This is a genomic window from Alcanivorax sp. (genome assembly GCF_040118815.1).
In the GTDB taxonomy this organism is placed as follows: domain Bacteria; phylum Pseudomonadota; class Gammaproteobacteria; order Pseudomonadales; family Alcanivoracaceae; genus Alcanivorax.
The window spans coordinates 369474-382655 of the sequence record NZ_JBEDTC010000001.1; the positions used below are offsets into that span (position 1 = coordinate 369474).

The window sequence follows — 13182 nt, forward strand, 5'->3', positions numbered from 1 at the left end:
TTGGGCGGTTTGAGAGGCTGCGAGCGGCGAGCAAATCCCGTATCATTGCCAACCTGAATAAACGGCCCTGAACATCTGGCACCCCTCAATCCCCATTGGTAATCATATAAGGCGCACTATGCTGATCCTCTCCGGAAGCCCGGCCCTGTCCGCATTTCGTAAGGAAAAACTGCTTCAGTCCCTGAATGGCGTATCCGTCCTGTCTGCCCGCTATGTGCATTTTGTGGCGTTGTCTGCGCCACTGAATGCTGCGCAGCAGCAGGTGTTGGAAGGTTTGCTGCAGTATGGCCCGAGTGTCGAAGAAACCCCGGTTGAGGGGCAGCGTTTTGTGGTGGTGCCCCGGCCGGGCACGATTTCTCCCTGGTCCTCCAAGGCCACGGATATTTGCCACAACGCCGGGCTCACTCAGGTAGAGCGGATTGAGCGCGGGATCGAGTATCGCCTGGACGGCGACGGTGAGCGTGGAGCATTGGCGGCAGCCCTTCACGATCGCATGGTGGAAGTGGTACTGGCGGAGCTGGACGACGCCGACGCGCTGTTTACCCATCACCAGCCGCGGGAACTGACCACTGTGGATATTCTGGGCGGTGGCCGTGGCGCGCTGGAAACCGCCAATGGCGAGCTGGGCCTGGCCCTGGCTGCAGATGAAATCGATTACCTGGTAGAGCAATTCACCGCGTTGGGGCGCAACCCGTCTGACGCAGAATTGATGATGTTTGCCCAGGCCAATTCCGAACACTGCCGCCACAAGATCTTCAACGCGGACTGGACCATCGATGGCGAAGAGCAGGACCTGAGCCTGTTCGGGATGATCCGCAATACCTACAAGCATGCGCCTGAGCGTGTATTGAGTGCCTATAGCGATAACTCGTCGGTGGTGATCGGCCCGGTGGCTGACCGCTTCTTCCCGGCGCCGGGCACCCAGCAGTATCAGTTCGTGAACGAGCCGGTTCATATGCTGATGAAGGTGGAAACCCATAACCACCCCACGGCGATTGCACCGCATCCGGGGGCGGCCACCGGTTCCGGTGGGGAAATTCGTGACGAAGGCGCCACCGGGCGCGGTTCCAAGCCCAAGGCCGGGTTGAACGGTTTTTCCGTGTCCAACCTGAATATCCCCGGTTTTGGTCAGCCCTGGGAGCAGCCCTATGGTAAGCCCGGGCGTATCGCCTCCGCGCTGGACATCATGATCGAAGGGCCGATTGGCGCTGCTGCGTTCAATAACGAGTTTGGTCGCCCGAACCTGTGCGGTTACTTCCGGACCCTGGAAATAAATGCTCCGGGTGTGAACGGTGAGGAAGTACGCGGTTACCACAAGCCGATCATGATCGCCGGTGGCTTGGGCAATATCCGCGAAGGTCATGTGGAAAAGAATCCGATCCCCGCCGGTGCCAAGATCATCGTTCTGGGTGGCCCGGCCATGCTGATTGGCTTGGGCGGCGGGGCGGCCAGCTCCATGGCCTCCGGCCAGTCTGCGGAAGCGCTGGATTTTGCTTCAGTGCAGCGTGAGAATCCGGAAATTGAACGTCGGGTACAGGAAGTGATCGACCGTTGTTGGGCCCGCGGGGACGACAACCCGATTGTGTCCATCCACGACGTGGGCGCCGGCGGCTTGTCCAACGCCTTGCCGGAGTTGGTCCACGACCATGATATGGGTGCTCAGCTGGAGCTGCGCAAAGTGCCTAGCTCCGAGCCCGGCATGAGCCCGGTGGAGATCTGGTGTAATGAAGCCCAGGAGCGTTATGTGTTGGCAGTGATGCCAGAGGACGTAACGGGCTTTGATGCCATCTGCCAACGTGAGCGCACTCCTTATGCAGTGCTGGGTGAAGCCACCGATGCCGAGCACCTGACCGTGAGCGATGAGCATTTCGGCAAGGCGCCGGTGGATCTGCCCATGGATCTGCTGTTCGGCAAGCCGCCGAAAATGCAGCGCAGTTTTGAGCGTGAAGACTTTGTGCGGCAGACATTTACCACTGACGGCATCGACTTGAAGGAAGCCGGTGAGCGGGTCATGCGCCTGCCATCCGTGGCCTCCAAGAGCTTCCTGATTACCATTGGCGACCGCTCCATTACCGGGCTGGTGCACCGTGACCAAATGGTTGGCCCTTGGCAGGTGCCGGTGGCAGATTGCGCGGTCACCGCGACGGGTTTTAATCCCAACGCAGAAAATAAAACCACAGGCGAAGCCATGGCCATGGGGGAACGTACCCCGGTGGCCCTGGTGGATGCGGCCGCATCCGGGCGCATGGCCGTGGCGGAATCGATTACCAATATTGCTGGTGCGCACCTGGGCGATCTGGGGCAAATCAGCATGTCGGCTAACTGGATGGCTGCTGCCAGCCATCCAGGCGAAGGCCAGGCACTGTTCGACGCGGTGAAAGCCGTGGGTATGGATCTGTGCCCGAAACTGGGGATTGCCATTCCGGTGGGTAAGGATTCGTTGTCCATGCGCACCGAGTGGAACGACAAGGGCATCGATAAAAGCGTGACCGCGCCCATGTCGCTGGTCATTTCTGCGTTTTCCACGGTCACCGATATCGATTTGACGGTGACACCGGAACTGAAAACCGGCGTGGACAGCGAGCTGCTGTTACTGGACCTGGGGCGTGGCCGCAACCGCATGGCCGGTTCCGCTCTGGCACAGGTCTACGGCAAGGTCGGTGACATTGCCCCGGACCTGGACGATGCCAAAGACCTGATCGCGTTTTTTGAAATTACCCAGCAGTTGCTGGCCGAACGCAAATTGCTGGCCTACCACGATCGCTCCGACGGCGGCCTGTTTACTTCATTGGTGGAAATGGCGTTTGCCGCCCGCACTGGACTGGATATCAGCCTGGATCATCTTGCCGGCGATACCCCGGAAGCCATCGCTGCCCTGTTTACCGAAGAGCTGGGTGCGGTGTTGCAGGTGGAAAAATCCCAGGCTGACGCGGTGGTTTCTCGTTATGCCGAAGCGGGTCTGGGGCAATGTGTTCACCGTTTGGGTCAACCGGATGGTGATGATGTGATTCGTTTGCGTCTGGGCGGCGGCATTCTGTTGGAAACGCCGCGCCGCGAGCTACAGCGCATCTGGGCGGAAACCAGTTATCAGGTGCAGTCCCTGCGTGACAACCCGGATTGCGCCCGTCAGGAGTTCGATGCCATTCCGCACAGCAATGGCCCGGGCTTGAACGTGCGTTTGACCTTCGATATGACGGAAAACCCGGCGGCGCCCTTCATTAACACCGGTGCCAAACCGCAAATGGCGATCCTGCGCGAGCAGGGCGTTAACGGCCAGACAGAAATGGCGGCGGCGTTTGATCGCGTCGGCTTCTCCGCCGTTGATGTGCACATGAGTGATTTGCTTGAAGGTCGCGTGAAGCTGGACGACTTCAAAGGCTTGGTGGCCTGTGGCGGCTTCTCCTACGGGGATGTGCTGGGTGCTGGCGGTGGCTGGGCCAAGACGGTGCTCTACAACGAAGAAATGCGTGAAGCGTTCAACCGTTTCTTCTTCCGCGAAGACACCTTTGCATTGGGCGTCTGTAATGGCTGCCAGATGCTCTCGCATCTGAAAGACCTGATCCCCGGTGCCGAACACTGGCCGCGTTTTGTGCGCAACCTGTCCGAACAGTTTGAGGCGCGCACTTCATTGGTGGAAGTGCAGGACTCCCCGTCCATTTTGTTGAAAGACATGGCGGGCACGCGAATCCCGATTGCCGTGGCCCACGGTGAAGGCCGTGTGGAGCTGGCCGACGATGCGCTGAACCGTAATATCGAGCAACGTTTGGTGAGCTTGCGCTATGTGGATGGTCTGGGTAACCCGGCCGAACAATACCCGGCTAACCCCAATGGTTCTCCCCAGGGCGTCACCGGTTTTACCACCACCGACGGGCGCGTCACCATCATGATGCCGCACCCGGAGAGGGTATTCCGTGTGTTGCAGAACAGCTGGATCCCGGATGACTGGCGTGGCCATGAAAACGGCCCTTGGCTGCGCATGTTTGCCAATGCCAGGAAGTGGGTGGGTTAAGAGCAATCGATAGTGGACCGTTGACAGCGGGAAACGGAAAAAGGCGGAAAGGGGATGACCCTTTCCGCCTTTTTTATGTCCTCTTCGGGCCTTGAGGCAGGCCCAGTCTCCGCTCAGAATCAAACGATTGTTTGAACGCATTTTGCTGTCCACCATCAACTGTCGATTGAGACATGCATGTCTGAAAAAACCTTCGGGCCTTTTGAGCTGCAAAAGGCCTACAAAACCGAGCCTGTGCCCAGTGATTTTGTGCAGCGCCGCCGTATCAGCGCGGCCATGCAGCATCTGGCTGAGCGGTTGATCCGTGCAGAGGCGGATGAAGCCACCCTGGCCGCCTGGGCAGAACAGCTGGAAGCCATGGTGGAGACGGTAGGAGCGCCGGCGCGTCGCGATACGCGCGAAGCCAACCGTAAGCTGTTTACCGGCAAGGCTACCGCGGAAGACATTTATCACATGATGGATTACGACCCGGTGGGTGGGCCATCCAACCCGGTTGCGCCCCAGGTGCAGTGGCTGCAGGAAGATCAGGATGGTATCCGGGGTGAGGTGAGCCTGGGGCTGCAGTACCAGGGGCCGCCGGGGCGAGTGCATGGCGGTGTGATCGCCTGGCTGCTGGATGCGGGGCTTTCCCGTGCGCTGCATGCCGCGTTTCGTTTGGGTGTCACCGGTACGCTGAATATTCGTTATCTGGCGGCCACACCGATCGAAACGCCGATTGAATGTCGGGCGCATATTACCGGCCAGGAAGGGCGGAAAATTTTTGTAGAAGGCGGTATCTGGCACGGAGACATCCAGACCGTTCACGCGGAAGGCGTCTGGCTGACGCCCAAGAGTCTGGGGTAATCGATGACTGAAACCACCTACCATTTTCGTGATATTCGTGTGGCGGAAACGCCCGAACCTTCAGCGCGGGCGCAGTTGCATCGCCAATTGGGTCAGGAGTTGGCGGGCCTTAATGAGCAGGTGCTGCGTCTGGATGCGTCGCAGGATACGTTGCAGGATTACATTGCTCAGGTGCAGAAGCTGCGACAGGCGTTGCAGCAAGAAGGACAGCGGGATTACAGCGAGGTGCTGCAGCGCTTGCTGGCTGGGCAGGGCAGTGGTGATGACGTAACCGACCTGGTGGATTTCGAGATTCTGTCCGGCAAGGCTTCCCCGCTATCGCCGCCGCTGGAGCTGTGGCTCGATGGCGACCGCGTGCGGGGTCGGGCCACCTTTGGCTCGGTGTTTCAGGGGCCGCCTGGGCGGGTGCATGGTGGCGTGCTGGCGCTGGCATTGGATATGCTGATGGCCAAGACACAGGATTATGTTCGCCAGATAGGCATGACCGGCACCTTGAATATCCGCTATTTGGCAGCCACGCCGTTGAATACGCCGGTGGATTTCGAAGCCCGGCTGGTTTCGCTGGAGCGCCGAAAATTATGCTGTGAAGGCAGTGTTTGGGTGAATGGTGAGCAAACGGTTTCAGCAGAAGGAATCTGGATTTCGGCCCACGGCGAGTACGCGTTGAAACCGGAATTCTCGCCTGCGCCATCGCGGGATGCCGAGGTGGCGTCGTAATTCTTAGCGGGTCGAGAGGAGGCAAGGATGACTGAAGCCAATGAGCAGCACTACAAGCTGTGCTTTTACGTGCCCGTGAGCCATGTGGAACAAGTGAAAACGGCTATTTTTGAGGCCGGGGCAGGGCATCTGGGCGATTATGATCATTGCAGCTTTCAGACGCTGGGTCAGGGGCAGTTTCGTCCTCTGTCTGGAAGCCAGCCGTTTCTCGGTCAGCATGACCAGGTGGAAGTGGTGGAAGAGTACCGGGTGGAGACGCTCTGCCTGGGCTCGTGCCTGCAAGCGGTCATCAGTGCGTTACGCCTGTCTCACCCCTATGAAGAGCCTGCCATCGATTTGTGGAAGCTGGAGCTGTTGCCGGGTACGCACTGAGTGTTGCTGCCGGACTTCGGTTATTCGTCTTTCGGGCGACGTTTGAGCGGCTGGATATCCTGCGTGCGTACGGGAAAATCGTTGCGCGCAAGGTCATCAATATAAAACCGTAAGGTGCGGCCGATGGTGGGGAAGGCCAATTCATCCCAGGGGATTTCATCCAGAGAAAACAGGCCGGCGTCGCTGCTCTCTTCGCCGACGCCGTATTTGCCGTCTTCCACGTCACCGAGAAAGAACACATATACCTGATTAATGTGGGGCAGGTTGAATACCGTATACAAGTCGCCAATGGCCACCGTGGCGCAGGCTTCTTCCCATGTCTCTCGGGCGGCGCCTTCCTGCAGGGTTTCACCGTTTTCCATGTAGCCTGCAGGTAGCGTCCAATAGCCTTTGCGCGGCTCAATGGAGCGTTTGCACAGCAGCACTTTTCCTTGCCACATGGGCACAGCACCCACCACGATCTTGGGGTTCTGGTAATGGATTGTCTCGCAATCCGGGCACCAGTAACGGGGGCGGTTATCCCCTTCCGGGATACTAAATTGCAGGTTGGGATTACCGCAATGGCTGCAGAATTTCATGGAAAACTCGCTGCGACGGATACCACAAATATCCGCAAATGATTTGGTGTGCCTTACTCTCATTCCGTCAGGTGCCGGTTTTGGGGAGAGCCGGGGCACAGTCGATAATGGTCAATAGACTAACTATCTCGGCTGACAGAAGCTAGGGAGCTTCAAGGCTGGCTGGGCGTGTCGAGGTTTGTGTGATGCTTCAAGATGTCATTATCGTTGCTGTATCGGACGTTCCCTTAATGGCCAGAGGGTGCGAGTGATGACAAGGCTTGCCCAGGGCGCCCGGGCTGTTCAAACTACCGTTTGAATTTGTGAATTGGAGAAGGGTGTGCTTGAGCAGCTCAGGCAGCGTTTGCCTGATTACAAACGCACAGAATTGCCCCTGGCTTTGCCTGAGGCCGCCGTTCTTATGCCGTTGGTGGATGTGCCTGAGCCACGGGTTATCCTGACGGTTCGTTCCAATTCCATGCCCACCCATGCCGGCGAAGTGGCGTTCCCTGGTGGAAAGCGGGATCCGGGTGACAAGAACCTGCTGATGACGGCCCTGCGTGAAAGTCAGGAAGAAGTGGGGCTGTCCCCGGATTACGTGGATGTCCTGGGGCAGTTATCTCCATTGGCCTCCCGTTATGGCATGAAGGTGACGCCTTTTGTGGGCATCGTCAGCCCGGAGGCAGAGTTGCAAGCCGAGCCTGGCGAAATCGATACCATCTTTCAGGTGCCTCTACAGTTCTTTCTGGATGAGGCCCCGGAGCTGTCCAGCCCCATTGACGTGTTTGGCCGCCAGTTCCGGATTCCCAGTTATTACTATGAAGATAAACGAATCTGGGGCCTGACCGCTTTCATGATTCTGGATCTGATCAACCACGTTTATGATGCGGGCATTGAGTTCGAGGTGAAGTAACTTTCTAGTTGGTAACCCTCTGCCTGGCACGAGGAAAAAAGGGGAGTCGAATGATTTACAAGATTGGTGAGCGCCGGCTGGAACAGCGTGGCAGTGGCCATTGGATTGCGGATAACGCAACCGTCATTGGATCGGTGATCATGGAGGCCAACAGCAGCATTTGGTTTAACGCTGTATTGCGGGCCGATAACGATGTGATTGAAATCGGTGAAAATACCAATATTCAGGACGGTGCCGTGTTGCACGTGGACCCGGGTGTACCCATGAAGTTGGGCCGGGACGTGACAGTTGGCCACAAGGTTATGCTGCACGGCTGCACCGTGGGCGATAACAGCCTGATCGGTATCAATGCGGTGGTGCTCAACAAGGCCGTGATTGGCAATAACTGCATTATTGGAGCCAATTCTTTGGTGCCGGAGGGAATGAAGATTCCGGACAATTCCCTGGTGATGGGATCTCCTGCCAAGGTAGTGAAAGAAATTGGTGAGGGCCACAAGGCCATGCTGACCATGGGCAGCATGCATTACGTGGCCCATGCCAAGGAGTTCGACCAGCATCTGGAGGTGGACGAACGGTTCCATGACTGACAGGCAACTGGTCTCACCCTGTGTCTCGATCTGCGCACTGGATGAAAATGATATCTGTGTAGGCTGTTTTCGTACCGGCGGGGAAATTTCCATCTGGGGGCTGCTCTCGGATGATGAAAAGCGCGAAGTCTTTCGCCGTATTGATCAGCGCATGAACGGTGAGCCAGCTCCCTGTGTGGTGCGTAAGGAGAACAATCAATGACAACACAGATTGGTGATCAGGAGCCTGGCCGGCCGGTTGTTGGCTTGGCATTAGGCAGCGGCTCGGCCCGTGGCTGGGCACATATCGGGGTTATCCAGGCACTGGAAGAGATTGGGGTGCATCCACAGGTGGTGGCAGGCACGTCCATTGGGGCGTTGGTCGGTGGCGCGTATGTGGCGGGTGCTCTTAATGACTTCGCCCATTGGGTGGAATCACTGACCGTTAAAGACGTATTCGGGCTTCTGGATATCAGCTTTTCCGGGGGTATGGTGAAGGGGGAAAAGCTGTTCAGTTTTTTCCAGGAGAACCATGAAAACCCGGAGATTGAAACTTTGGACAAGAAATTGGTCACCGTTGCCACGGACATGACCAGCGGCCGGGAAGTCTGGATTACCAAAGGCCGTATGCTGGATGCTGCAAGGGCTTCCTGTGCTCTGCCCGGATTATTTTCGCCGGTGAAGATGCAGGGTCGATGGATGCTGGATGGTGGCTTGGTGAATCCGGTGCCGGTTTCTGCAGCCCGTGCTATGGGCGCGGATGTGGTGATTGCGGTGAACCTGAATGCCCAGTTGGTGGGGGCTCACTTGTCCCGGGATACCCGCAGCCAGGCAGAAGGCGCAGAGGGTACGGATGAGGAGCGCAGCATCTGGCAAAAGATGATGGATTATTTCGCCTCGGGTGATGGGCAGGACCCGGGCTTCTTTGATGTGGTGGCCTCCAGTATCAATATCATGCAAGACCGGATTACCCGATCGCGCATGGCCGGTGATCCTCCGGAGGTCACGCTGGTGCCGATGCTGGAGGATTTTGCGCTGATGGATTTTCATCGCGCCAAGGAAGCCATCGCTGAAGGGCGTGCGCTGGTGAAGCGGTACGAGGCCGATATCCTGGCCTGGGTCGGGTCGCCGATCGCGGATCGTGTTTGAAATAGTAATGGAACGTTGAGCGGCACGGAAAAAATACGCGTCGTATAAACGCAAGAGGCCGCGCTCAAGGTTTGGGCGCGGCCTCTTGCGTTAGAGACAGGGTGAGGCTGGAACGTGGGTTATTAATTGTTCCTTCTTAATGATTAATTAGCTTCCGCCTGCCTGACTCTGACGGCCTTCACCATATTGTCTTTCACTTGTAGAATTTCGATGAGGTACTGGTCGATTTTCACTGAGATGTTGGCGTCGGGAATATCCTGCAGGTATTCCAGAATCAGCCCGTTAAGCGTCTTGGGGCCATCGGTGGGCAGTTCCCATTGCAGCGCGCGGTTGATGTCGCGCAGGGTGGAGGAACCGTCGATCACGAAGCTGCCGTCGTCCTGGGGGTGGATGTCCTGGCTGGTGGCGGCCAGGTCAGTGGTGAACTCGCCGACGATTTCTTCGAGAATGTCTTCCAGTGTAACTAGGCCCTGCACGTCCCCGTATTCATCCACGACAATGCCGATGCGCCGCTTGGCATTCTGGAAGTTGATCAGCTGCTGGTGCAGCGAGGTGGCTTCCGGTACGAAGTAAGGCTCCACCGTGTACTGCATCAGTTCAGCTTTGTTGATGTCTTCCTTGAGCAGTAAACGGCTGAGTTTGCGCAGGTGCAGCAGGCCGATCATGTTGTTCGGGTCGCCATTGAAGACCGGCAGACGGGTATGCTGACTGGCGCGCAAGGTGGTAAGGATCTCGTGCATGTCGTCATCCAGATCAATGCCGACCATCTCGTTACGTGGAACCATGATGTCCTCGACGGTCACGGTTTCCAGATCAAGAATATTGAGCAGCATTTTCTGGTGATTCTCGGGAATCAGCCCGCCGGCTTCATTCACAACGGTGCGGAGTTCTTCCGGACTTAGATGATCGTCATCTTGTTCGTTGGGGCGAATACCGCCCAGGCGCAGCAGCATGCTGCTGACCCCATTCACCATCCATACCAGCGGAGCCAATATCACCTGCAACGGCTTGAGGACCAGGCTGGCGGGGAAGGCGACCCGTTCCGGGCGCATGGCGGCATAGGTCTTTGGGGTGATTTCCGCAAACACCAGCATGATGATGGTAATCACTACCGGTGCCACAGCGGCACCGCTGTCGCCCAGCCAGCGAATCGCTAAAATGGCGGCCACAGTGGCGGCAAAATTATTAACGAAATTGTTGCCAATCAGGATGACGGACAGCAGCCGGTCGGTGCGTTTGAGCAGGGCTTCCACCCGGCTGGCTGCTTTCTGACCCTGGCGAGCCAGGTGCCGTAGGCGATAGCGGTTGATCGCCACCATGCCGGTTTCGCTGCTGGAAAAGAAAGCTGAGACCAGAATCAGAATAACCAGGGCGCCAATTAGCCACCCGTCAGAGTAGGTATCCAAAGGAAATATCGTTTATCCGCCAGTCGGCCCGCTATTGTTCGGGCCGGGGGGTTGAGGTGTCAAGGAAAGGAGGGACGAGTTGAAAGTTTAAAGTTGAAACGCGAGCCGACGCTTGGAGCACACCCAGGGGGTCGATGCAGCGCTTTTCAATTTCTCAGCGTCTCAAAATGAATTCGAGAACCAGCTGGCTGCCGAAAAAGCCCACCAGTAGTACCGCAAAGCCGCTGAGCGTAAAGCGGATGGCGGTGCGCCCCCGCCAGCCACGCACATAACGGCCCGCCAGTAGGATGGCGAACACCACCCAGGACACCAGGGTCAGCACGGTTTTGTGCATCAAGTGCTGCGCAAACAGATTATCCACGTAAAGAAAGCCGCTGAAGATGGCGACGGTCAGCAGGATTTCGCCCAGCCAGATCGCCTCGAACAGCATGGATTCCATCACCTGAATCGGTGGGAAAAGCCGCATGACACCACGGATATGGCCGCTCTTGAGTTGGCGATCCTGGATCCATAGCAAAATGGCCTGACAGGCGGCCAGCGCCAGCACGGCGTAGGCGACAATGGAAAACAGTACATGTACCCCCAAGCCGTGGGCCAGCGGGTGGGCGGTATAGCCGGTGTTGACCCATAACATGGCAGGAATGGTGCACGCGGCAAAGGGATAGACTAATGCTGAAATCCACTCGAAAGGACGATACAGGCTGGACACAACGACCACGGCAGCGCCGGTCATGGCCACGGCGGAAGCGACCGGGAACAGCCCCAGTTGCAGTCCGTTTGCGGTGATCATCACCTGCCACAGGCTGGCGGCGTGGGCGATAACGGCCAGGGTGCCAGGAATCAGGATGCTGGCACGGGACGGGACCGTCTGGCCGCGAAATTGCCGATACAGGATCAGGCAGGCTGCGAGATACAAAACAAACGCCGCGAAGCCGGTGATCACGGAAAAGTTCATAAGTCGTTGTTATCCGAAGTAGGCGCCCAGCATAAAATGGCGGGCCAAGCCCGCTGAAGTCTGGCATAGCCGCCAGTTATCTATCAACAATCATTCTCATTTTGTGTCTGTAATAAGGAAGACTGGGGCCGGGGCCATGACGTTGGTGCCCAAGGAGGGCTATAATCGCGCCCCTGTCACTGCGGCAGGCACGCCTGACCGCAGACATGGTGCATTTGGAGGTAGACCCATGTTCGAGAATCTCACCGATCGGTTGGGATCGTCGCTTAAAAGCCTGGCAGGTCAGGGTTCCCTGACCGAAGACAATATCCGCGACACCCTGCGCGAAGTGCGCAAGGCACTGCTGGAGGCCGACGTGGCCTTGCCGGTGGTGAAAGAGTTTGTCGAACAGGTAAAGGAAAAAGCGCTTGGTCAGGACGTGCTGCAGAGCCTGAATCCGGGCCAGGCCTTCGTGAAACTCGTCAATGACGAACTGGTTCATACCATGGGCGACGCCAACGACGCCCTGGACCTGGCCACCAAGCCGCCGGCCATCATTCTTATGGCGGGCCTGCAAGGGGCGGGTAAAACCACCTCCGTGGCCAAGCTTGCGCGTTTTCTGCAGGAGCGCGAGAAGAAGAAGGTCATGGTGGTATCCGCGGACGTGTACCGCCCGGCGGCCATTGAGCAGCTGAAAACCCTGGCCGGGGAAGTGGAGACCAACTTCTTCCCGTCCACGGCAGATCAAGACCCGGTAGATATCGCCAACGGGGCGCTCGAAGAAGCTCGCCGCCGTTATATGGATGTGTTGATCGTCGATACCGCCGGTCGTCTGCACGTCGATGAAGAGATGATGGGCGAGATCAAGCGCCTGCACGGGGCTATTAGCCCGGTGGAAACCCTGTTCGTGGTGGATGCCATGACGGGGCAGGATGCCGCCAATACAGCGCAGGCCTTCAATGAAGCCCTGCCGCTTACTGGTGTGATTCTGACCAAGGCCGACGGTGATTCTCGCGGTGGTGCGGCTCTGTCCGTCCGCCACCTCACTGGCAAGCCGATCAAATTTATCGGTATGGGCGAGAAAACCGATGCCCTGGAGCCGTTCCACCCGGATCGTATCGCCAGCCGGATTCTCGGCATGGGCGACGTGCTGTCGTTGGTGGAAGAAGCTGAGCGCAAGCTGGACAAGAAGAAAGCCGAAAAAATCGCCAAGAAGTTCAAGAAAGGCAAGGCGATGGACTTCGAGGATCTGAAGGACCAGTTCCAGCAGATGCGTAATATGGGCGGCATGGCTGGTTTGCTCGACAAGCTGCCCGGCATGGGCGGGATGATGGAGGCGGCCCAGGACCCGGCTTCTCTGAAGCAAATGAAACACATGGAAGCCCTGATTGATTCCATGACCCCGAAAGAGCGCCGTAATCCGGACCTGCTCAAGGGGTCGCGCAAGAAACGGATCGTCGCCGGTGCGGGTCTGGAGATTCAGGATCTGAATCGCCTCATCAAGCAGCAGAAGATGATGGCCAAGATGATGAAGAAGATGCGCACCAAGGGTGGCATGAAGAACATGATGCGTGGCATGGAAGGCATGATGGGGGGCGGCGGCCAAGGTGGCCCGGGCGGCGGAATGCCACCGGGTGGCATGGGCGGCCCGGGCGGATTGCCGCCGATGTGAGGCTGCGCACGCATCGCGCAGCATGCTTCTCGCAATAACGCGGG

12 protein-coding genes are annotated in these 13182 nt (G+C 57.8%); 9 read left to right on the forward strand and 3 right to left on the reverse strand.

Annotation, left to right across the window (positions count from 1 at the left end; translation table 11 throughout):
- Window positions 1–118 precede the first annotated feature (118 nt).
- From purL to ABNH18_RS01690, 4 genes are all read left to right on the forward strand, one after another.
- Complete coding sequence (gene purL / locus ABNH18_RS01675) at window positions 119–4009, forward strand: phosphoribosylformylglycinamidine synthase (protein WP_349381147.1); 3891 nt, start codon at window positions 119–121, stop codon at window positions 4007–4009.
- A 177-nt stretch (window positions 4010–4186) separates the two neighbouring features.
- Complete coding sequence (locus ABNH18_RS01680) at window positions 4187–4852, forward strand: PaaI family thioesterase (protein ID WP_349381148.1); 666 nt, start codon at window positions 4187–4189, stop codon at window positions 4850–4852.
- Between the two features lie 3 nt (window positions 4853–4855).
- Entirely contained in the window at window positions 4856–5569 is a 714-nt protein-coding gene (locus ABNH18_RS01685; protein ID WP_349381149.1) for a PaaI family thioesterase, read from the forward strand.
- Between the two features lie 27 nt (window positions 5570–5596).
- The gene (locus ABNH18_RS01690; RefSeq protein ID WP_349381150.1) at window positions 5597–5941 is read left to right on the forward strand and encodes a YqfO family protein; all 345 of its coding nucleotides are present in this window, start codon (window positions 5597–5599) and stop codon (window positions 5939–5941) included.
- A 20-nt stretch (window positions 5942–5961) separates the two neighbouring features.
- Here the strand turns inward: ABNH18_RS01690 and ABNH18_RS01695 are convergent, their stop codons facing one another.
- Entirely contained in the window at window positions 5962–6519 is a 558-nt protein-coding gene (locus tag ABNH18_RS01695; RefSeq protein ID WP_349381151.1) for an NUDIX hydrolase, read from the reverse strand.
- 319 nt (window positions 6520–6838) lie between these two features.
- Here ABNH18_RS01695 and ABNH18_RS01700 point away from each other — a divergent pair, with 319 nt between their 5' ends.
- The 4 genes from ABNH18_RS01700 to rssA are packed head-to-tail and all read left to right on the forward strand — an operon-like array spanning window position 6839 to window position 9126.
- The gene (locus tag ABNH18_RS01700; RefSeq protein WP_349381152.1) at window positions 6839–7411 is read left to right on the forward strand and encodes a CoA pyrophosphatase; all 573 of its coding nucleotides are present in this window, start codon (window positions 6839–6841) and stop codon (window positions 7409–7411) included.
- A 50-nt stretch (window positions 7412–7461) separates the two neighbouring features.
- A complete protein-coding gene (locus ABNH18_RS01705; protein ID WP_007149553.1) occupies window positions 7462–7998 on the forward strand; it encodes a gamma carbonic anhydrase family protein in 537 nt (178 codons plus the stop codon).
- Window positions 7991–8200 carry a DUF1289 domain-containing protein gene (locus ABNH18_RS01710; protein WP_349381153.1) on the forward strand — a complete coding sequence of 70 codons (210 nt, stop codon included), beginning with the start codon at window positions 7991–7993 and terminating at the stop codon, window positions 8198–8200. Before ABNH18_RS01705 ends, ABNH18_RS01710 begins: the two co-directional genes overlap by 8 nt.
- Window positions 8197–9126 (forward strand): patatin-like phospholipase RssA, encoded by a 930-nt coding sequence (gene rssA / locus ABNH18_RS01715; protein ID WP_349381154.1) that lies wholly within the window; start codon window positions 8197–8199, stop codon window positions 9124–9126. The genes ABNH18_RS01710 and rssA overlap by 4 nt, the downstream gene beginning before the upstream one ends.
- Before the next feature lie 143 nt (window positions 9127–9269).
- Here the strand turns inward: rssA and ABNH18_RS01720 are convergent, their stop codons facing one another.
- Both ABNH18_RS01720 and ABNH18_RS01725 read right to left on the reverse strand, forming a co-directional pair.
- Window positions 9270–10532 (reverse strand): HlyC/CorC family transporter, encoded by a 1263-nt coding sequence (locus ABNH18_RS01720; RefSeq protein WP_349381155.1) that lies wholly within the window; start codon window positions 10530–10532, stop codon window positions 9270–9272.
- Window positions 10533–10686: 154 nt separating this feature from the next.
- On the reverse strand, window positions 10687–11487 hold the full coding sequence (locus ABNH18_RS01725; protein ID WP_349381156.1) for a cytochrome C assembly family protein: 801 nt from the start codon (window positions 11485–11487) through the stop codon (window positions 10687–10689).
- 229 nt (window positions 11488–11716) lie between these two features.
- Here ABNH18_RS01725 and ffh point away from each other — a divergent pair, with 229 nt between their 5' ends.
- A complete protein-coding gene (gene ffh, locus ABNH18_RS01730; protein ID WP_349381157.1) occupies window positions 11717–13138 on the forward strand; it encodes a signal recognition particle protein in 1422 nt (473 codons plus the stop codon).
- Window positions 13139–13182 lie beyond the last annotated feature (44 nt).